The 21,683-nt window shown below is 42.9% G+C and carries 21 protein-coding genes and 1 pseudogene; 5 read left to right on the forward strand and 17 right to left on the reverse strand.

All coding sequences use genetic code 11. The features are described from left to right. Positions 1-244: 244 nt before the first annotated feature. The 7 genes and pseudogenes from CMAQ_RS01475 to CMAQ_RS01500 form a co-directional block, all read right to left on the reverse strand. Complete coding sequence (locus tag CMAQ_RS01475) at positions 245-2,440, reverse strand: cbb3-type cytochrome c oxidase subunit I (protein WP_012185354.1); 2,196 nt, start codon at positions 2,438-2,440, stop codon at positions 245-247. A 98-nt stretch (positions 2,441-2,538) separates the two neighbouring features. After that, positions 2,539-3,162 carry a helix-turn-helix domain-containing protein gene (locus CMAQ_RS01480; protein WP_012185355.1) on the reverse strand — a complete coding sequence of 208 codons (624 nt, stop codon included), beginning with the start codon at positions 3,160-3,162 and terminating at the stop codon, positions 2,539-2,541. A gap of 55 nt (positions 3,163-3,217) precedes the next feature. Next, a complete protein-coding gene (locus tag CMAQ_RS01485) occupies positions 3,218-3,754 on the reverse strand; it encodes a hemerythrin domain-containing protein (RefSeq protein ID WP_012185356.1) in 537 nt (178 codons plus the stop codon). A gap of 116 nt (positions 3,755-3,870) precedes the next feature. Next, positions 3,871-4,224 (reverse strand): DUF488 domain-containing protein, encoded by a 354-nt coding sequence (locus CMAQ_RS01490; protein WP_012185357.1) that lies wholly within the window; start codon positions 4,222-4,224, stop codon positions 3,871-3,873. Between the two features lie 158 nt (positions 4,225-4,382). Further along, complete coding sequence (locus tag CMAQ_RS01495) at positions 4,383-5,510, reverse strand: nitrite/sulfite reductase (protein WP_420805659.1); 1,128 nt, start codon at positions 5,508-5,510, stop codon at positions 4,383-4,385. A 51-nt stretch (positions 5,511-5,561) separates the two neighbouring features. Further along, positions 5,562-5,744, reverse strand: a pseudogene (locus CMAQ_RS10995) (nitrite/sulfite reductase); the annotation flags it as partial. A 116-nt stretch (positions 5,745-5,860) separates the two neighbouring features. After that, entirely contained in the window at positions 5,861-6,226 is a 366-nt protein-coding gene (locus tag CMAQ_RS01500) for an indolepyruvate ferredoxin oxidoreductase subunit alpha (RefSeq protein ID WP_012185359.1), read from the reverse strand. Positions 6,227-6,414: 188 nt separating this feature from the next. On the opposite strand from CMAQ_RS01500, the gene CMAQ_RS01505 reads away from it, so the two are divergent. Further along, on the forward strand, positions 6,415-7,248 hold the full coding sequence (locus tag CMAQ_RS01505) for a DMT family transporter (protein WP_012185360.1): 834 nt from the start codon (positions 6,415-6,417) through the stop codon (positions 7,246-7,248). Between the two features lie 36 nt (positions 7,249-7,284). Here CMAQ_RS01505 and CMAQ_RS01510 read toward each other — a convergent pair whose 3' ends face one another. The 7 genes from CMAQ_RS01510 to CMAQ_RS01540 all read right to left on the reverse strand — a co-directional run bounded on the left by CMAQ_RS01510 (position 7,285) and on the right by CMAQ_RS01540 (position 14,651). After that, positions 7,285-7,641: a hypothetical protein gene (locus CMAQ_RS01510; RefSeq protein WP_012185361.1), complete on the reverse strand. Its 357-nt coding sequence runs from the start codon at positions 7,639-7,641 to the stop codon at positions 7,285-7,287. A 214-nt stretch (positions 7,642-7,855) separates the two neighbouring features. Beyond that, positions 7,856-8,338, reverse strand: a complete 483-nt coding sequence (locus tag CMAQ_RS01515) for a PaREP1 family protein (RefSeq protein ID WP_012185362.1) — start codon at positions 8,336-8,338, stop codon at positions 7,856-7,858. A 280-nt stretch (positions 8,339-8,618) separates the two neighbouring features. Beyond that, complete coding sequence (rtcA, locus tag CMAQ_RS01520) at positions 8,619-9,683, reverse strand: RNA 3'-terminal phosphate cyclase (protein WP_012185363.1); 1,065 nt, start codon at positions 9,681-9,683, stop codon at positions 8,619-8,621. Positions 9,684-9,830: 147 nt separating this feature from the next. Beyond that, entirely contained in the window at positions 9,831-11,180 is a 1,350-nt protein-coding gene (locus CMAQ_RS01525) for a signal recognition particle protein Srp54 (RefSeq protein ID WP_012185364.1), read from the reverse strand. 7 nt (positions 11,181-11,187) lie between these two features. Continuing rightward, positions 11,188-12,150, reverse strand: coding sequence for an ATPase domain-containing protein (locus tag CMAQ_RS01530; RefSeq protein ID WP_012185365.1), 963 nt, complete (start codon positions 12,148-12,150; stop codon positions 11,188-11,190). Positions 12,151-12,243: 93 nt separating this feature from the next. Next, positions 12,244-13,809: a PINc/VapC family ATPase gene (locus CMAQ_RS01535; RefSeq protein ID WP_012185366.1), complete on the reverse strand. Its 1,566-nt coding sequence runs from the start codon at positions 13,807-13,809 to the stop codon at positions 12,244-12,246. A 98-nt stretch (positions 13,810-13,907) separates the two neighbouring features. Beyond that, entirely contained in the window at positions 13,908-14,651 is a 744-nt protein-coding gene (locus CMAQ_RS01540; protein WP_012185367.1) for a DUF364 domain-containing protein, read from the reverse strand. Positions 14,652-14,987: 336 nt separating this feature from the next. Between CMAQ_RS01540 and tmk the strand changes: the two genes are divergently transcribed. Next, positions 14,988-15,605, forward strand: a complete 618-nt coding sequence (gene tmk, locus CMAQ_RS10515) for a dTMP kinase (RefSeq protein ID WP_012185368.1) — start codon at positions 14,988-14,990, stop codon at positions 15,603-15,605. On the opposite strand, the gene CMAQ_RS01545 is transcribed toward tmk, so the two are convergent. Continuing rightward, the gene (locus CMAQ_RS01545; protein WP_048062605.1) at positions 15,519-17,711 is read right to left on the reverse strand and encodes a hypothetical protein; all 2,193 of its coding nucleotides are present in this window, start codon (positions 17,709-17,711) and stop codon (positions 15,519-15,521) included. The two genes, tmk and CMAQ_RS01545, sit on opposite strands and share 87 nt — an antisense overlap. Further along, positions 17,644-18,513, reverse strand: a complete 870-nt coding sequence (locus CMAQ_RS01550) for an ABC transporter ATP-binding protein (protein ID WP_012185370.1) — start codon at positions 18,511-18,513, stop codon at positions 17,644-17,646. Before CMAQ_RS01550 ends, CMAQ_RS01545 begins: the two co-directional genes overlap by 68 nt. A 118-nt stretch (positions 18,514-18,631) precedes the next feature. Between CMAQ_RS01550 and nuoH the strand changes: the two genes are divergently transcribed. Genes nuoH through CMAQ_RS01565 form a run of 3 tightly spaced genes read left to right on the forward strand, consistent with a single transcriptional unit; the run spans position 18,632 to position 20,432 of the window. Beyond that, positions 18,632-19,717, forward strand: a complete 1,086-nt coding sequence (gene nuoH, locus CMAQ_RS01555) for an NADH-quinone oxidoreductase subunit NuoH (RefSeq protein ID WP_012185371.1) — start codon at positions 18,632-18,634, stop codon at positions 19,715-19,717. Position 19,718: 1 nt separating this feature from the next. Then, positions 19,719-20,219 carry an NADH-quinone oxidoreductase subunit I gene (locus CMAQ_RS01560; RefSeq protein ID WP_012185372.1) on the forward strand — a complete coding sequence of 167 codons (501 nt, stop codon included), beginning with the start codon at positions 19,719-19,721 and terminating at the stop codon, positions 20,217-20,219. A 3-nt stretch (positions 20,220-20,222) separates the two neighbouring features. After that, positions 20,223-20,432, forward strand: coding sequence for a hypothetical protein (locus CMAQ_RS01565; RefSeq protein WP_012185373.1), 210 nt, complete (start codon positions 20,223-20,225; stop codon positions 20,430-20,432). Positions 20,433-20,452: 20 nt separating this feature from the next. On the opposite strand, the gene CMAQ_RS01570 is transcribed toward CMAQ_RS01565, so the two are convergent. Next, positions 20,453-21,646 (reverse strand): citrate synthase/methylcitrate synthase, encoded by a 1,194-nt coding sequence (locus CMAQ_RS01570; protein WP_012185374.1) that lies wholly within the window; start codon positions 21,644-21,646, stop codon positions 20,453-20,455. Positions 21,647-21,683 lie beyond the last annotated feature (37 nt).

Consider the following 21,683-nt stretch of genomic DNA (forward strand, 5'->3'; position numbering starts at 1 on the left):
CGTTTACATTCCTTAATAGCTTATTGACTTTCAAGTAAATTATTGCCGCTCATGGTTCCCTGAAGGATTGAGGCTTACATTAGAGTAAGATGATTAAAAGGAATTAACCACTATTACAGTTTGAAGGAGTGGGATGTAACTTAAGGGGTAATTTAAATCGGTGAATTCTTAGGATTTAGTCTTAATAATCATGTGCTCATTCATTTAAAAGAATTGCTTAAATTTTTAAAGTTATGGGGTTTCATTAATTGACTGTAGTAAGTGATATAGGTTTACTTAAGGCGCTCCTTATCCTTAATAGCATTGCCACGAGGACTATAGCTATACCCACTGCTGCAGTTAAGTCCCCTATCATCCTTAGCCAAACAAAATCATCCACTATGGGTATTTGCCAGAATCCTAAATGACCACTTGGAGTTACTAGGGTCTTTATGAACCAGAAACCGTACTGTAGCTCATACTCGAATTGAAGTACACCAAGGGGTAGTAGGGATAGTAATGCCTGTAGGTAGAAGCCTACGCCATAAATAACTGCAGCCCATCTCATATATCTAAGGATCCTATCATTAAATGCACCAGATAGGTAAAAGGCCACAACCCACATTAGTATGCTTGGTAGGCCATATGCTAATGGGAAAGCTAAGTGGGCGTGAGTCATGGTGGTTTGAACATCATGCAGGAAGTAGTTTAACACAGGCATGTTTATTAAGCCTGCCCCAAAGGCAACAACACCAATACCCCCACCTATACCAGCCACTAAGGCATAGGTCAGTAGGGTTTTCTGGAACTCTGTCTTAACCTCACCCCTACGCCAAAGCAGTATGACATAAATTATTACGAAACCCAGTGGTATAGCCTCCAGTGTACTCACCACTGCACCAACATACATCCAGAAGGTTGGTAAACCATTGAAGTAGTAATGGTGGGCAGTACCAATCATACCTGTGACTATCTCCAGTGTAGCATCCATACCAGTAACCACAATACCAAGCCTTGGTGGTATTAACCCAGCTATTACCAGGAGAACCACAATCACAGTAATCACTATGGGTGGCCAGAAACCCTCAACGAAGGCATGTATAGTCATCCACCTAAAGTACTCATCAACCTGGAAATCCGGCCAAGGACTAATAATGGGTAATGCCCCTATGAAGGCGCCAGCTGCCGTACCGGCTATGGCTATTGATAGTATCTTGGCAAACGGCCTTAACACCTCGGGAGCTGTCTTAGATGCTTTATTCCATAAATACGATACATAACCAAGTATGGCAGTTATTAAAATCAGCCACAGGGTACCCTGTGTAGTCACGTCCCTGCCCTGTGCACCCACAATGAACCACCAGGGAGCTGGAATTAACTGGAGGTAGCTTAACCAAATACCGAGAAGTGTGCCTAATGATACTAAGACACCAATAATAATTATTGCCGCGACCTGCCTCTTAGTTACATTAAGACCAAAATACGGGAATACAAAGAACGAGAACGCTATCCAAGTTATTGCAATCCAGAGGATGGCTAACGTGTAGTGCAGTGCCCTAGCTACATTAAATGGTAGTATTGGTATGAGGTTTAACCCGTATAGTGAAGTCTCCGTATAAAGATGCATTGCGTAAGCCCCCAGTAGACCCTGAATCCCAAGGCCAACGCCAGCTATGAAGAATGCTAGTAGCGTTAATTTCTGAGCATCATTAGGTGGTGGTAATTGAATGTTTAGCCTTGGCTCATGCCAATAATCCATTAACTTAAGGACAACGTAACCAGCCAGTGGCATTACAAGTAGCATTATGGTGAATATCATTAACCAGGAGGAGTAGGTTACGTTAGCAGTGGGGCCTATTAAGCCGGGCATGTATGGGAAGCCATTAGTGTAACCCTGCATTGCAATAATACCACTCCAGGCGAAGTACGCTGTTAAATCCTTAATTATGGTTTCATTGGTTATTAAATCCGGCTTCAACCTAAACTCCTCGGCAGCTGGGCCAAGCATCTGGGAGTAGAATTTAGTTGCATTATAGAAGCCTTGGGCAAATTGATTACTCACAATAATTACATCACCCTGGGGTGTAGGGTCTACCTTAGGCATTAGCTCCTGCTTAATTAAGGACATTGCGCTTGCATTACTTTGAGGGACTGCATCGAAGCCTAGGCTATGGGCTGCTGAATCCTCAAGTATTCTTAACGTGTATGAAGTGAAGTCTACGCCGAAGTAACTACCCATGCCTAGTATTGAGCCATAGTCCATTAAACCATACTTCTGGAAATAATACTTACCCCAAATAATGTCATTACGCGTGAAGAGTACGGTACCATTCTCAGTCTCCACAGCGGTTGGGATTGGTGGTAGGTGGGTGAAGGTGTACCAAGCCATTATACCGTATATGACGTAGACCAGTATAGTGACCCCTAGCACGATCACAGGCCAAATGGATTTACCATTCATACTCCCACCTACGGCTTACTTCCCACTACCCTCAGTTAAGCTAATTATCTAAGATTTTAGATAATGACCCATGCCAATTATGATTCACGTAATTTAACTTAACTATGGGACCCGGTCTCACTTAACGTGTGCCTAAAGTAATCCTCAAGAACCTTCTTAATACCCCTCCTTATCAATACTGTTAACGTAGCCGGGGATATGCCCAATTCCTTAGCAAGCTCACTAATGCTTACGCGTCTCTTATCATCAAACAACCCCCTACTGTAGGCCAATTGAAGAACCTCAAGTTGCCTACTGGTTAGTGTCTTAACCTTAATAGCCTGAGCATACACTACTTCAGCCTTGACACTTTCATTCAGGAAATCCTTCATGAGGCTTCTTAAGTAACCCCTTGACGGCAGTAGGATACCGTAGATTACGGTATTGGAATCTAGGGATTTACCCTCAATTACCATAAAGCCACCATGACCCAGTACCCTGCATGAGGAACAGCTTGGAGACTCAATCCACATTACGTTCTCGTTAACCTTACGCATCCTTAATCCAGATTCCCTTAGTAAATCAAGTTCATGACGTGTTAAGGGCCTATTAGTGCTTATTAAATGAGTTGATTTACCATCACTAATATTTATCATTAACACATCGAAGCCCAAGTTAAGCTTACTTAACGTATTCTGAACAAGGCAATCATTGCGGTAAGCTTTAATCAAAACCTTAATCATAAAGCATCACTCTAATTACCTATATTTTACCTATAAATTTATTCCCATAAATCTCTTAATCAATGCTTAAATACTTTACCTTAAGCTTCTCAATAACCTGAAGCCACTTATCATGATCCACCTCGGCTTCAATATCCTCAATACTCCTACTGCTTTCAACATTATCTAAGTCCATTGCCTGAGGGAAAAGCACCTTATCCTCCTTCTCCATATGCTGATTAAGGTGTCCAGTCATCAATGCTAGATAATCCATAAGCGTGTCCTTAATTGATTGATCACCATTAATTAATCTGCTTAATAATTCCCTATTCAACCTTATTAAATACCTGAATATTCCATGATCCATCACCATTACATTCACTGGACTATTCTCAAAGGGATATAGTTTAATGTTTATTGATGGGAACAATATAACCTCCTCCTTAACATGATGACACTTATCCACGAAGAACTCATAGAAATCCAGTAGCATATTTATATCACTTGGATCTAATAGCTTCTCCGCAAGCATCTTATCAACTATGCTCACTGATACCTTGATTACATCATGGTCATTCATAAGGTTATTCACTAAATCCTCAACACTAACCATACTTACCCCTTTCAATCTGCACTATCATTAAGTTTACTTAAGTTACCGAAATCATATCATTAAGCTTACCGAGTACCATTAATTAGAGGCATCATGTATGAAACTTTAATACAGAATCATGAGGATTTATAAAGCTCTAAGTACTCCTTTAAGGCTACAGCATTATTATACTGCGATTTAGCCGAGTAAAGTAATGTAATAGTCTTACCTTCCTTTACCATATTCTTAAGGATAGCCACCTTAGGATTACCTTCCAATTCCTTAAAGTACCTTCTCTCGAATTCAATCCACTTACTAGGATCATGATTAAACCACCTCCTCAACTCATCACTAGGGGCTACATCCTTAAGCCATAAATCCACCTTAGCCTCCTCCCTACTAATCCCCCTAGGCCATAGCCTATCGACAAGTATCCTCACGCCATCATCACTTGATGCTCGATCATAGATTCGTTTAACTTTAATGGACACACATTGATTATAGTATACTTACTTATTAATATTTCTTAAGTTACCTTTAATTGAGATACATTGAAGTAAAGTACCATGTTTTAAAAGAAGTGAGGTGAAATCACCTTCACTGGGTAAGGGATGCGGACTTAGGTTAAAGGGTGGGGATAATGCTTGATTTAATCAGGTCCAAATAATGCAGTAATACTATCATTGGGTGGTTGAAATGATGGTACTTGCCTCCTTAACTCATCCCTAATGGCGTCAATACCAGTCCTCACCGCAAACTCCCTTATGTTGGGTGCCTTAGACTTCACATACATGCTTAATATAACCTTGGCCGTTAACTCAGCTTCACTGGGGTCGATAGTGCCTAGTATAAAGCCTAATTGCCTTGACGCACCCCCTATTGTGACCAGTATCCTTGTTTTGAAGCCGAAAGGCTCGAAGCCGATGTCTGAGACCCAGCTCATGCCGCAATCATGGGTACAGCCACTAATGCCGACTCTAATATGCTCCTTTAATCCACTGATATGTACGTGTATTTTACGGCCTAGGCTCGTTGTGTCTATTAGACCTGGCGGACAGAGTTCACTACCAACGCAGGCAACTGTTATTGGGCCCTCTGGGTAGTATGGTCCTGGTTCCTTAATTTCACCATTAATTCCCCTAATCTCCTTAACATTATCCCTAATGGGTATGTAGATGCTTTGATTATTAAACAACACTACGTAGCCTAAACCATACTCATCAGCAGCATGCGCTAACTCATCTAATTCACTGGCGGTAACCCAGCCCGTTGGGTAATGCATCTTAATAACCCTGGTGTTAATGAATGTTGGCTTAACGTCGGGTGGTTTAGGAAGCTTTGACTTAACCTCTCTAGCCACTGCCAATACCTCCTCCTTAACTTTATCGAATCCATTAAGCTTAATGAACCATTTAAAACCCCTCCTCTCCCCACTCCTCTTAAAGACCTCAACCACACCAACTATTAACGGTAGTATATCCTCCAGTTCCACGTCACTGAAGGCTAATTTAGCTGTGAATGCATGTTCACCAATACCCCCGCCTAGGTATATGTTGAATTTACCATTAGGCTTAGCCACAATTCCCACATCCTGGCTCACAGGTACTGCACAGGCCCTCTCACAGGCTGAAATCGATATCTTAATCCTATGCGGTAATGCCGACCCCTCATACTCACCCTTATACCTGAAGTAATCCCCTATGAATACTGATAAGGCCTCGGCATTCACGTGGGCCAGTGGGCAGTGGTTACTGGGGCATGGTATTGGATTCCTGATGCTATTGCCGCAGGAGTCCCTTGGGTCAAGTCCAGTATCCTTAAGCTTAGCCGTAACTTCATCGAAAAGCCTGTAATCGATTTTAAAGATCTCAACATCACCCCTGGTCCCAAGCATTACCCTACCATCACCATACCTCCTACTAACCTCTGCAATAACCCTTAATTGGCTTGAATACCACTTACTTGGGTCACGGCCAATACTCTGCCTAATCCTCACCGAGACCCATGGGTTATCACCACGATTCTTGTAAACCCCCTCATGCCTCCTTGGGTAAACCAACTTATGTACATCAGAATACTTGAACACAATTAATCACTTTTAATGACCCTCATCCCTAGGTTACTTAACTATTGAGTCACTTGAGCAGGCTTCCCAGTTATCCCATACTTCTTAGCCCACTCCTCGAAAACCTTCTGCTCCTCCGGCGTTAATTGCCTACTAAACCTGTACCAATTATCCTTAGGCCTAGCTGTCTCAGGGGATTCAGGTGTCTTCCAAATGCAGTTAACTGGACAGACTGGGATGCAGGAGAAGTCGTCGATGCACCAATCCCAAATTAACCTAGCTTTCCCATTCTCATCAAGCTCCCATGCATTGGTTGGGCAGACACTAACACAGGCACCGCAGCCTATGCATATGTCCTGGTCATCAATAACCCTCATGTATTTCCTTAAACCCTCTGGGGTTGTGGGTATTTCACTACGCCTGGACATGAAGCCTCACCAGTTGAGTTAACCCACTGTGGGATTATACATATTTCTATAGGTACTGTTCACGTTGATTCACCATTAAAGTCCACATGCACCCTAACTAATGATTAATGAAAGCACTCCATTAGGGGAAGTCATTAACTTAAGCATGGGTTAATGCTTTAAGGCAATTAGCCTCCCCCTTAACCCTAATGCTAATAATTAATGCCGCCCCAGCATTATCAACAGCCTTCATTTGGGCGTGGGCATCAGTGACGTATAAGGATTTCATGAGTAGGTTAAACCCATTAACCGTTAACTTCCTTAGGATGCTTTACACCACCATTGCCTTAGCTATTCCAGCGGCCTTAATTGGCTTTAACGCTGGGGCTATGTGGGGTTCATTAAGTGGTCTATTATCCTTAGCCTTAGGTGACTCCATGTACTTAATGGCCATTAACTACACTGGAGTCTCAGTGGCTGCCCCAATATCATACTCCTACATACCCCTCTCAGTACTTATGGCTACCCTACTGGGTGAACCATTAACAATACTTAAGGTTACCTCAGGATTACTGATAATGCTCGGTGTATACATGTTATCCAGGGAGAGGACTAAGGTAACGCTTAGGGGTGTGACCTTAGCCCTCGGTACCGCGGTTGCTTGGGCTCTTGGTCAAACCATGATAAAGGTGGCTGACGTTAATGGCTTAAACCCAGTATCCATAGCCTTCATTAGGGTTGCCACTGCGGGATTAGTTCTACTGCTGGTTAACCACATGATGCATAATAATTTAGCCACCGCCATAAAGGCAACTATACGCACCCGCCTACCCCTAGTGGCTGTACTGGACCTGGGTATTGGGGTTGCCTTATTCGCATACTCAGTTAACCTAATAGGACTTGGCTTAACAGTAATAGTAACGGGCTGCATGCCGTTGATAGCTCAGGTAATGGCTAAGTTCATGGTTGGGGAAAGAATAACCGTGACTAAGATCACTGGGGCAGTGGTAATAGTACTGGCAATAACCACAGCCTTCCTATAGGGCTTAAATTAAGTTAATTGCAGTATATTCAATGATTCAAGCTAAGTTAATCACAATGGCTAGTATTATAGCGAATTCAAGGAGCTCATAGAAGCCGTAGTACATTAACACCTGCTTACTCGCATACCTACCCAAGTAGCCCTTAAAGTAGGCGAATACACCGATTAAGTGAATGATTAACATCAGTACGATTAGCAGCATTAACCATGTTGGCAGCATACTTAACGCCAGTGAACTAACTAATACGTAGTATAGAACCTCAAAAACTGAAACATAAACACCCACCCTCCTAGGTATGCTTAAGCCTCTAAATCCTAGGTATGAACCTGCAGCATGAATAAACAACATGACCACTGAACTAGGTAGTATTACTAGGGACGCGGGTACACTCACTAGAAGGTAACTAACTAGGTTAAATTTACTTTACCCATGTTACCTGGAACCTTAACCTTAAGGGTAAGGTTACGTATCCTCTACCTCATGAATAACTTTAATGCTTAAACGTGGTGGTGAAGCTAAGTTGATGGCTAATCAACTAAGGGTCAGGATAAGGGTTTATGAACATGGGGTTAGTTGATACATAATGGAAAAACCATTACCCGCATATTTAATTATGCGATTCCATAACGCCTACTATTCCCCTTAACCTATTCACTAGGTTAAGAACAGCCTCCCTATGCGCCTCAAACCCCTCCTTACTCATGAAGTTATGGTAAAAGTTTGCGTGTAGTCTTTCAGCCATACTGAAGTTCACTAAAATTGACTTATCATTAGTCTCCTTATATAATTCTTCAATAATAATATCATAATCCCTATGGCTATAATGCTCCCAGCTCCTTGACTCAGCTATAGCATTAAGCAAAGCAGTAACAGCACCCCAGTACTTTTCACCAGCCTGAGTCAAATCACCCTTGGCATATAGCTCCTCAGCTGATTTAAGGTAATCCTCATGTAGGCTCAGATAAAGCTTAACCCTATGAGGTGGATCAAGCCTCTCAGCAATTAAATCAATAATGAAGGCCTCAACATCCCTACCACCAGCTAACTCCCTTAATAAATTAACTAATTGAGGCGAGAGTACTAATGACATGCCTGGTAAATCACTGTGTACCTACTTAAAAACATTATTTAAATCAATTTAAGCAGACACTTCCTCCATCCCATAGAATTAGCCTAAGGATAATTAATGCGCTTTACGTCTCCCCGAGGGTTTTAAGAACTAATGATTAATACTGGTGACTATGAGGTATGAAAATAAGGGATGAAGTAAACAACATTAAACCAGGAATGCAGGATTACTTATTATTAAATTCCCTACTATCCTGCTGTAGGTAAATTTTACGCATTACTTGACGTGTATTTATGATGGTTTAAGGCTTCCTTGGCGCGGTAATTGGGTTAATGGTTACTTTAACTTTCTTATTATAGTTCATGGTTTCTATATTGGCATTTAGGAATAGTTTAACAATACTTATATTCGTTGATAGGTGTGATGTTAAGTTTACCACAGTGTACTCTGATCTGCCTTCAGCTAGGGCTAGGAATGGGATAAGCATATCACCCATGTGGTCATCGAAGGCCGCCCCCGCATTAATTACTGCCGCAAGGGCCTCTGCAGCCTCCCTACCAACATCCTCCGCTGGTTTACCGCGTTCACCCAGTGAGTCAGCTCCAATCCTCTGCCCATTAGTGGACTCAGCCCATAGTGTTATTCCTGAACCAGGCCCTAGGTGGGGATCCTTACCCTGCTCATAGTACTCGAGGCTAATGCTGGGTTTTAGGCCTAGTTTACTTAAATAATCCTCAGCGGCCTTAGCCTGCCTAACCGCTACATGGCTTGGTAACCTAACTGCATGTGATAACCCCCAGATCCCTTTTAATTCACCAAGCTCAGTTATGTTGATTGGCTTAAGTCTACCAGCTGGCTTAACGGTAACCTTAACCTTACCGCCACCCCTTGGGTAATGACCCCTCCTAATTAATTCCACTTTAATCCCCACACCCATTAGGGATAGGTTGTGAGCCAGTACGAAGCGTACGTAATCTATGGGAGGGGCCTTAGGTACATCTGTACCACCGGTGATGTCAAGGGTGACTTCACCACAGTTCACTACGGCTAATACTGGTAGTAGGGTTTGGAGCACTAGGCTTATGCTCCCTGCAGTTCCAATATCAATACTGTAGTCACCGCATTTAACATCCCCTGGTTCGAAGGTTAGGCTTAAGGACCCCTTATATGCTCCATCAACCTTAGCGTTACTGATCCTTGCAGCAGCCATGACACTGGCCAGGTGCTGGGGCTGCAACCCTGGATTACTTCTCCTAGCCCTAATGTTAATTATCCTGAAGGGTTTACCAGTGATTATGGATAGGGCTAAGGCAGTCCTCAGTATCTGTCCGCCTCCCTCACCCATTGAGCCGTCTATGGTTATCATGCCCATAATACCCACTGGGCTTGGTTAATAAACCCTAAGTACTGAAGTGTTCATCACTTTAATTAAGCCTAAGTTTATTTAAGGGCACCCTAATATTGCTGTTAGTGATGAGAAGGTTTCCGGAATGAGGAGTGATTGGTTCACCCCTTACTGACCCTGATTAATGCTGAATCTCCTGAATAGGCTTCCCAACCTGCGTTGACTCTTCTTAAGGCTACTCATCATTCTACTCATCTCATTATAGTACCTCAGTAATTCCCTAACATCCCTCGGCGTCACCCCTGAGCCCTTGGCTATTCTCCTAATCCTTGATGCGTTTAATATATTTGGGTTAAGTAACTCCTCCTTAGTCATTGATCTCAATATTGATAACCACTTCCTCATCCTGTCCTGGGCGTTCATTAGTTGATCATCATTCAATTCCTTTAACTGAGGCATTAACCCCATGGGGAGCATTTGAAGAATCCTACTTAATGGGCCGAGTTTACCCATGGCTTCAAGCTGCTTCATTAATGTTAATAAGGTGAACTTACCGGTTTCAATATCCTCAAGAACCTCTTCCTCCTCCTCCATTGCCTTAACCTTATCCAGGAGTGACTCAACATCACCCATGCCCATTAACCTAGCCACAAACCTCCTTGGGTTAAAGACCTCAATATCCTCAATATCCTCACCATTACCAATGAACTTAATTCTAGCCCCAGTCTTAACCGCGGATACAAGGGCCCCACCCCCCTTAGCCGTACTGTCGAGTTTAGTTATGAATATTGAGTTAACTGGAACATACTTACTGAAGGCCTCTGCCTGAGCCCCAACCTGCTTACCATTGGTTGCATCAACAACAAGCATTACTTCATTGGGCTTCACGGCCTCGTAAATCTCCTTAACCTCACTGAGGAGCTCCTCCTCATTCCTATGCCTACCAGCAGTATCTATTATTATTAAATCAGCCTTACTGCTAATCATTCTACTTAAACCAGCCTTAGCTATGTTAACGGCGTTGCCTAGGCTTGGGTCACCGAAGAACATTGCCTTAACCCTCTCAGCTAATTGCCTCAACTGGTCAAAGGCCCCAGGCCTAATGGTGTCAGTCTCAATTAAACCAACCTTAAGCCCCCTCTTAATGTAGAAGTTAGCTAACTTACCTGCCGTGGTTGTTTTACCACTACCCTCAGTACCCACCAGCATTAGTATGTAGGGCTTGGTCTTAACCTCAACGTCAGGCTCCTTATCACCACCAAGTAGGTCGGTGAGTTTCCTGTAAAGTAAGTAAACCAAATAGTCCTTAGCTGTTAAGCCTGGGGGGAGTTCCTTAGCCTCCTTAAACTCCTCCTCAATGCTCTTGGTTAATTCGTAAACCAGCTTAACGTCGACGTCAGCCCTTATTAATGCCCTCTGCAGATCCCTAAGTATGCTCCTTAGGGTTTCCTCATCAATTAAGGTTGAGCCCCTGATCCTACTTATTATGCTGCCTATGGCGTCCATTAAGTCTCTCATTAATCAATCACTGGGTTGTGTATGGGTAGTAACTGTACTGGTACATGCTTTGCTGAACGTACCTAAGCACATCAGTTAAAGTACCCCTTATGATTATTCCCTCACCCCTTTGAATCTCGTAAACAAGCTTCATTGGTGATATGGGCATCCACCTCATCTTCCTAATGTACATTACCCTAAGTATCTGGTGGGTAATGGGTTCCTCGAATAATTGAAGAATAAGCACACCACCAGCCAGGTACTCCTCAACACCAAACCTACTAACCTTAGTGGCCTCACCAGTGGGTATTTCCGATGTTAAAAGCGTGGTGGTGTCCTTATAGCGTTTAAGTTGAAACACCAATTCCCTTAAGTACTCCCTAACCCATAGGAGATCCTGGTGGCCTGTTATTATTAATGGCGCTATGGGATCAACCACAACCCTCTTAGCCTTATTCTTCTGAATAACATCAATAATCATCCTAGCCACATCCTTAGGGTCAAGTGAAAGAGTAGTGCCCTCCTTGGAGTATAGCTTGAAATGGGTCCTGAAGTCATATATTATTACCCTGTTCTGCTTCTCATAGGCGTCAAGATCCCAGCCCAAGGCCTCATAGGCACCCCTCTTAACATCCTCACTGGGTTCATCAACACTAATGTATATGCCTGACTCACCAATATCGGCTCCAGTTTTAAGGAATTTAAGACTGAATATAGTCTTACCTAAACCCGCCTCACCGGCAACTAGGTAAACCTCACCCCTCTTAAGGCCACCGTAGAGTAAGGCATCCAAGTAAGCTATGCCCGTGGGGGCCTTATTAGCGTACATGCTGTACTGCATTTGCGCCGTGTAGTACTGGGTTATGTCGAATGGGTAAGTCTGGTTACTGTAATTGTTACCACTGTACGTGTTGTAGCCTCCATAGTCGTATGTATAGTATGCGTATTGCGATGAATCTGCAGCAGCATCATTCTCCTTTCTTAAACCCATATGCCCTAAACCCTAGGTGGATATTTATACTTTTACCTTGAATTCACCATTAGTTTAAGCAATTAAATGGCTTAATTAATGAACACTAGTTAATCACTGCCTAGGCTCAATCCTAACATCAACCCTAAACCTCCTCTTAATCCTACCAATCCTAGGCAGGCCCTTGGATAAAACTAACCCATAGTACTCCTGAGGAACCTTGATAACTAGGACATCTTCCCTCGGCTCCACTATAACTTGATCAAGCGGCACATACTTACCAACCACCTTAAGTAACTGATTCATAGCCCTCTTATTAACCTCCACACTCCTCCTCTTCAAGGGAACTACGAAGGTTTCCTCACCAAAGACGTAGACCTCGTACTCAGGTTCCTCCGTTATGAAGTCCTTAACAACAACCACCGGTCTGGCTAAATCCTCCTCCTTTAAGCCAGCAGGTATCTTAACAGTCATCTCCAGTGAGTAAACCTTACTAACCAACCCCTTATCTATGAAGATTACAGTATCCACTATTGAGGGTAACATGCCTAATTCAACCCTACCTATGAATCTTTGAATTGAGTCTATGGGCGATGTCGCATGGATGACGCCAACCATGCCTATTCCAGCCAACCTAAGGTCAACGTAAAGTTGAATATCAGCGGTATCCCTCATTTCATCAAATATTGTGTAGTCCGGCCTCGATAATAGGAGGATGTCATGAAGCTCCTCCGGGGTGGCCAGGTTCTTGGAGAGTTGAGTAACCTGGTCAGGTAGAACCATATCCCTCGGTGACTCAATGGTCTTAACCACCTTATTCTTGGATACGAAGAATTCAGCCAAGGCCTGAGCGAAGGTGGTTTTACCAGCGCCTGGGGCACCACCAATCAGTATACCCTCAGCCCTCTTCTCAAGCCTCTCAACAACCTTGGGATGGAGGTTATACTCCTCAACACGCTTCTTAACCAGTGGCCTAACAGCGGTTATCTCTATGCCGTCTGATACAGGTGGGAAAACAGCCACTATCCTAATATCCCTATACTGAACTATCAGTGAGTGGCTTCTCTTAACCTCAATAACCGCCCCATTACCACCACTGTAGGCTGTTGAGATAACTTCCCTAACCAGCCTCTCCAGGTACTCCTTGGAGAGGACCTTATTATCAAGGTAAACCAACTCCCAGTTACCTGGCGCACCCCTCTTAGCCATGGGTAGGGTGTTCTCCTTAAGGTGTATTGACATTGTGTCAGGGTATTTTTGGAACCACTTCTCAATCTCAAGGGCCCCAGTCCCCTTACCGATGTAAATGTACCTAATACCCATTGCCTCGCAAACCTTCTTAACCATAGCATCACTAGTTATTAAAACCGCCCCCAATTCCCTAGCAGTGTTTAAAACAAGGCTCTCAGGGTCCTTTAAGTCAGCTGACCTTGGTATAACGTCAACGTACTCCACAGTAATCCCCTCAATCTTAGAGGCCATGTCATGAATAGCAGCCACCTCCTCAAGCCCAAGTATACCCAGTGAAGAACCAACCTTAGCGTCATCCTCAAAGTACTTAACGACACCAGTATGAATCAGTAACCTACCCTTAAGCCCATTACTCTGCAGATACTCCTTCAGAGACCCATCTAGGAAGACTGACGTATCCGGAATATAGATTTCCCCAGCTGCAAGCATTAAGTACCAGTTAATGCGGATACACTGAGGCTTAAAAACTTATGAGCCTTAACTCACCTTCAATATTAGTTAAATAAGGTAATTAACCCTCATGGTAATTAACGAGCCTTAACAATAAAGCTTACGTCACCCTCCATCCTCTCTGGACTTATCATCCCACACCCCTGACTGATCTTCTTCATGAATGAGTATGGGTTATTAACCCTTACACCAGCCAGTAAGTCGATTCCAAAGTCGAACATTAAGTCAAGCATCGGAGTGCTTGGGCCAAGTAGAATAACGTAGGCATTAGTCCTCTTAGCCAATTCCAGTAACCTATCAATTGATTTATTGATTATTGTTGACGCCGTAATAACCACCACTTGACTATCCTCAATAACAGTCTCAGCTGCAGTGGAGGGTAGAATCCCATTAACTGGATCTATTAGGAATGGGTTAAGCTCCAGGACAACTACCTCCCTTGCAACCTCCTTAAACCTTGTAAACCCAGGGAATCTACCAACCATAACAACCTTCTTACCTTTACCATACTCTAAGGCTAGGTCTAATCCATTAACCTCAGCATCACCCTTAGGTTCAATAATCGAGTTCACTGCTGCTAACCCAACACTAGCCTCGAGGAGGTTCCATGACCTTAAGTACTCCGCTAATTCACCAACACTCATCTCCTCTAAGTGACCAAAACCCCTAACGCTAGCGTTACCGGTACGGTAGGTCATTGAAACCCCGCAGTATCTTGAGTAGACACAGGTCCAGGAAACACCAATTACTGCGTTCTTAACCTCAGTATTATTCTCCTTAGCGTATGATATTAAGGCTTCAATAACCCTACTCTTAGGCATGGATTCAACTCAAGGCCCAGTGGTTTAATACTTTGCACAGATAAATCCCTATAATAAACTTAAGGGTAACTCATGAGCCCTAGTTCCTTAACACAATTCCCTAAATAAGCCTCCAGGAAATGCTACTCAATGGGATGCGGGGAAAACTATTAAGTATTATTCCGCATTACCCTGCCCAGTGATGTAACCACGCAGGCCCTTGAGTTAATGATGAGTGACCTAAAGACTGATGCCGCCTCTCCTCATTAATATAGGGTTAAGAAATCACTCAACACCTTAAGACTAAGATTGGTTTTATTTAAAATCCAAGCCTCCCCTACCTTTAAGGAGCCGTATATGTGTATTTTCGTTGACGTTGAGGGTATTGATGGGGTTGGTAAATCCACTGTAATTAGGCTTACCGCTGATGAATTAAGGAGGAGGGGTTACTTGGTTTATACCACAAGTGAACCAAGTGACTCACCCATTGGCTTATTCATAAGGAGGAGTATACTTGAAAGTAACCTTGAGGTGGAGCCAATGGCCTTAGCGCTCCTATTTGCCGCAGATAGGGTGATTCACTATAATAGGGTTATTAAACCTAAGGTTAAGGAGGGTTACATAGTGATCACTGAGAGGTATATTGAATCCTCCGTGGCGTATCAAGGTTCCCAAGGCGTACCCGTTGAGTGGATAATTGAAGTTAACTCAATGGTGGCTGAACCAGACCTAGTTATAGTGCTTAATGCACCATTAAACACCGTGGCGAGTAGGTTAAGCAATAGGGGAATGCTTGAGTACTTTGAGAGGAATACTGACTTCCTTAGGAGCGTCCAGGAGGTTTACCTTAGGAGGGCTAGGGAGCGTAATTACCCTGTTATTGATGCGTCAAGGGTGATTAATAATGTTGTTAATGACGTACTTACGCTTATTGAGGATAAGGCCAAGGGTAAGTGCAAGAACTATAATCAATAACCCGTAGGTACCCTTACTTATCCCCCTCATTGAACCACCCTTACCATTATCCGTATTAATAATAGTGATGTTGGATAACACTGAGGAAATATACCTCATGTTCAGTACTATGGGTAAATTCACCTCACTAGTCTGCTCAACCACTATATCAACCACATACGGTGATGAAGAATTAATGATCAAGCTACTTAAGTATTGATCATAAGTACCCTTGGCAATACCATAGTATGCTTCATAGGTGTTTAATTCATTAACCAGGTTAGCCCTCTGATACTCAATACTTTGATTAATGGCTAGGCTGAAGAGTAGGTATTGGCCCGTTAAGTTAAAGTACATGCTCATTAACCTAGCTGATGCATTCTGAAGCTGGGAACTAGTTTGAATTAGACCACTGGTAATGTTAGTTAAGTTACCGTACAGTGATGTGGGTACCGCTAACGCTAAGTTAAGCCTACCTAACGTTACGTTAAGCGTACTCGTCGTTGAGTTAAGTGTATTACTCAGGTAATTGAGGGCTATGTAAAGTGAGTATACGCTTTGATTAGTCTTAACAAGTGTATTGCTTATGTTGGTTAAGGCAATTACTAATGCAGTACCCCTGGTGTTTAATTGATACGCTAACTCGCTTAATTGCCTACTAGCCGTTAAAACACCCATCTCGGCACCATTAACATAACCCTCAAGTCTAAGCACCGTAGCCCTCATCACCTCCACATCCTTAATTAACCTACTTAATTCACCAAGTATACTGGATTTAACTCCACCATTAATGTTAAGTGAATTAACATCATTATACAGTTTAGTTAAATTATCTTGAACATAACCCAAGTATTGGTAGTATTCGGCTAGCGTAGTGTTAGTAGCGTTTAATATTGGTATTATCTCCATTAACGTAACGTTGTACTGCTCAATCTCCCCATAAGCATACACCACATCTGAAATAACCTGGTATTGAAGATTAATTATCTCATTATTCAACTGCGTTAAATTACTCATTATTTGCTTAAGGGAGTAGGACACCATTGGGATAGTGGAGTTAAGCTTACTTAAAACACCGTACTCAGCCCTCAGGGCGTAATCAACCTCATATACCTGAAGCAGTAGTAGACTCTCAATAACCCTGGTGGAATTCATGTAGTACGCTGACTGCCTATACAAGGCAGCTGTGGTGTTTAGTAAGTAAGATAACTGGTATAAGTCGTTTAAGAGTATCGTGGCGTTACTGCTTATAGGCCTTACGTAGGGAATATTATTGAATTCCGTAAGCGTGTTGTTTAATTGACCTATGGTTAACTTAAGGTAATTCAAGTAGTAGTATAAGTCTATTGATGATGTGAATATTAATGAACCCAAGTCTATTGCACTCCAATTACCTGAATTAGCCACAATGAATGTTACGTTTAAGTCAACGGAACCATTATTAGGTAATTCACCGGACCAGTACATGTAATTCCCAGTACCAATACCAGCAACACCAGTGGGTGGCGTGGAGTAGTAGTAATTAATACCATTCTGAAGCGGTATATATGCATTATAGGTTAGTGGTAGGCCTAGTGCATTTGATGCATTAACAAGCATTATTAATTTAACACCTGAACTACCGTTTATCACTTGACTGGGGGTTGTTGAGTCATTAATGAGGTACTTAAAGTTCATTATATAATTATTCACTAATGGGTTCTGGAACTCAACGTTAAGCGACATAGTCTCAAAGGAATTAATCGTAATGTTCCAGTAAATCTCATCACCCTTCAATACATATCCACTTGAGGCATATAGTATGGATGAGTAGGGTGGTAGTCTGAAACCCACGATAACGTTTAATGCCGTTGAGTTTTCATTAATCAGGTTAACACCATAATTAATGTAGGATTTAACACCACTACTAGTGTAGTAGTTAATGTAATTAACAGTGTATGTTACTGATAATGATGCATCGGCCTCAACAACATGGGTAACGTAAGGCAGCATGATTATTAATAAGGCGGCGATTAACCACGACTTCCCCCCAAGTAGGGGTAGGTTAATTAATAGGGAATTAATGCCTCTGATTCTCAATAACCTCCTCAAGTCGTGAAATCTCCTCCTCAATTCTACCAACATCATCAGCTAATCTACTGCGTCTCCTGGCTAATAAATCTATTTTAAGCCCCTCAACGTAATTCCTAATCATATCCCTCACGTTAACACTACTTACGTTAATCCTCTCCACTACGCCAGTCTCATAGACTCTACCACCCCTAATGTTAATTATCCTACTGCCTATCTGAGCTACGTCAGGGTTATGGGTTGCAATAACCATGGTTACCCCAATAGTCTTATTCAAAACATTAATGAGCGCCAGTAACTTTGATGCACTAACTGGGTCAAGGGCACCAGTGGGTTCATCCATTATTATTAAACTTGGATTAAGGGCAAGCGCCCTAGCTAACGCAACCCTTTGCTGCTGACCACCTGATAATTGATTTGGGTAATGATTAACATATGGCGTTAACTCAACTAACTCAAGCAAATACCTAGCCTTAGCCTCAGCCATGGCTTCATCATACATGCCACTCATTAACATGGGCATCATGACGTTTTCAAGCGCCGTTAAGTTCTGAATAAGGTTATACTGCTGAAACAGGAAACCAACCTTCAGTAGCCTTAATTTAGCCAACTCATTCTCACTCATATCAGTGACGTCAACATCATCCAAGTAAACCCTCCCACTGGTGGGTTTATCAAGCATACCCATTATGTTGAGCAGCGTTGATTTACCTGAGCCACTAGGGCCCATTATAATGACAACCTCACCCCTATACACGTTTAAATTAACATTAATTAATGCGTCAACATATATGGACTCAGATATGTAGTACCTCTTACTAACGTTAATCAACTTAACCACAGCGTTGCTATTACTCATTATAATGCATCAACGTTACCGATATTATTAACCTTTTCGTCCCACTGAACAGCCTCATAGTTGTTTGCATTAAGTAAAGGGCTAATCCTTAAATATAGAAGAGGAAAAGACCTTAACCATGAGTTACCTAGAGCCCATGGTGCAGATACCGTTCCTGCAGCCGTTGATTAACTTCCTACTTAAGGTACCTGTGATTGGGCCAATAGTTAACTTCCTACTATGGACACCTATCTTCGCTGTTTGGTTCGTCCCTGGCCTCATTGGCTTATTCATACCGCTAATATTTGTCATATGGTGGGAGAGGAAGGCTGCAGCAAGGGTTCAATGGAGGTATGGGCCACTTGAAATATCCAGGAGGATTGGTGGTGTCATACAACCTATAAGTGACTTAATAAGATACACGCTTCAGGAAATTATAATTCACCAGGAGGCTGATGAAGCCTACTTCCTACACATGCCTGTCTTCGGCTTCATATTTGCACTACTACCGGTCCTATTCCTACCCGCTGGGCCTCACGTATATGCAATAAACACAGGCTACAACATACTGATTGCAGCAGTACTCATATCAATATTTAACATCGTCATAATAGTGAGTGGCTGGGCTTCAACGGATAAGTGGGCCTACATAGGTACTGTAAGGGAGGCGTTCATGTACGCTGCCTATGAGGTACCATTCATGTTATCGGTAATAGCCATGATAATACTATTCGGTACAGCTGACCCATTCGCAATGGTTAACGCCCAGGTAGCCCACTACATACCTGGAGCCATACTTAACCCGATAGCCTTCATTGTAGCCTTCATAACCACGGCAATGGCCTCATCAAGGTTTCCATTCACTATTGTTGAGAATGATACTGATCTTGTTGTTGGACCATTCACAGAGTACGGTGGCTTAATCTTCGGCTTAACAATGACCATGAGTTACGAGAAAACCTACGTGATGACGCTGCTACTCTCAATACTCTTCCTAGGTGGCTGGAGCGGCCCATACATTGGGCCATTGGGTGATTTATCCGCACCACTGTGGCTTGGTGTTAGGGTATTCCTAGTCATGATGTTCTTCTCATTCCTAAGGGCAGTTTACCCCAGTTACAGGCTTGACCAAGCCTTAAGAATAGGATGGCGTACACTACTTATTCTGTCAGTAGTAAGTGTTATATGGAGTATAGTTATTAGGCTAGTGTTCCCGGTGATTTAACATGGCTAAGAAGGTGACGCAACCTAAGGTTAACCCAGTGGCTGGGCACTTAAATGCACTAGCGGTTGGGGTGAAGGAGTTCGTTAAACCCACCAGGTTCACTATACAGTACCCCAGGGAGAGGAGGTGGGTTATTGATAGGTTCAGAGGCTTCATGATTAATGATGTTGAGAAGTGCATATCATGCTTCCAATGCGCGTGGGCATGCCCTGTTAACGCAATATTCATGTACAGGGCGCCTAACGGTAAATACTACCCTGGAATAAGGTATGAACAATGCATACTCTGCCACTTCTGCGTTGACGCTTGCCCGGTTGGTTCGCTACAAGGTACGACGATAAGTGATGGGGCGTTCCCAGACTTGGAGTCAACGGTCTTTAAGCCAGAGGATATGCATAATCTACCTCAGTGGGATGATGAAGCGGAGTATGTGGTTAAATACGACTTCGATGAGAACGGTAACCTTAAGATAATTAAAATGAGGAAGAGCGAGGTGAAGTAAGTTATGGTTAAATGCCCAGTTTGCGGGAGGGATTACCAGAATACCCTTTCACTGCTTAAGCACGTTAGGTTGAAGAGTAGGTATGATGAATCCCATAGGGTGCTTTGGTCAGAGTACGTTAAGTTTAAGAGCGTTAACGATGGGTATGAGGATATGTTCACTGAAACAGACATATTCAGGGAGTTCCTAAAGCAGAGAAAGGCCTCATTTTAATATTTCTAAATAATTACGGCTTACTTCCTTTGATCAATTGGAACGTATTGAACATCATGTGGCCCAATGTAGCATGCCCTTGGCCTAAATAACCTATGTTCATTCAAGTACTCTATTGCGTGGGCTGACCAACCCACAACCCTGGACATGGCAAATATAGGAGTGTAGTACTCGTAGGGTATACCAAGCAGGTACATTGCTATACCACTCCAGAAGTCAATATTGGGGTAAAGATTCTTTGGTGCAAGCTTCTCTAAAACAACCTTCTCAACCTCCTCGGCTATCTGGTAGTAAGTCATGTTACCCTTCTTCTCACTTAACTCCCTTACAAGATCCTTATAGATCCTGGCCCTTGGGTCATAGGTCTTGTAAACCCTATGACCAACACCCATTAATCTCTTACCCTCAGCAAGAAGCTTCTCAACATAAGGTCTAGCGTTACTCGGGCTCCCAATCTCAAGGTACTGCTTCATTGCCGCCTCATTAGCACCACCGTGAAGAGGCCCCTTTAATGCCGCTATGCCAGCTACAATGGCTGAGTATAAGTCGGTCCAAGTGGATATGGCTACGTGTGTTGCGAATGTTGATGCAGGGACTTCATGATCAATGTGAAGCACTAGGTATAGGTCTATTGCCCTAGTGGATACTTCATCAGGTGTTGAACCGAACATCATGTAGAGGAAGTTGGCAGCATGGCTGAGGTCCTTCTTAGGCTTAATAACCCCTAACCCTCTACTGAATCTATAGTGGGCGGCTATTATTGTTGGTAGCACTGCTGTTAATCTTATCGCCTGATCGTAGAGGGCTTCCTTACTTAAATCCCCGGCCTTAGGGTCGAAGCCGGCTAAGGCTGATACAGCTGACTCTAGTACAAGCATTGGGTGAACCTTATTCTCAGCAAGAACCCTTATTATTGAGTAAATCTCCTCAGGTAAATCCCTATTAGAGGCAAGCTTCTCACTGAACTCCGAGAGCTCACTCCTAGTGGGTAACTTACCGTAGAGCACCAGGTACGCTGTCTCCTCGAAGTTGGAGTACTTGGCTAGGTCATCAATCCTATACCCCCTATACCACAGTATTCCCTTCCTACCATCTATATCGCTTATTGACGTTACCTTTATTAAAACATCCTCAAGACCATGTATTATTGGTCCACATGGGGACTCTATCACCTTTCCGCTTGTACTTATTTCAACTTTCCTAACAGACTCCATAGTTCACCTAGTTGAATTTATGCTTAAAAAGCTAATT

This window comes from Caldivirga maquilingensis IC-167 (assembly GCF_000018305.1).
GTDB classification, from domain to species: Archaea; Thermoproteota; Thermoprotei; order Thermoproteales; family Thermocladiaceae; genus Caldivirga; species Caldivirga maquilingensis.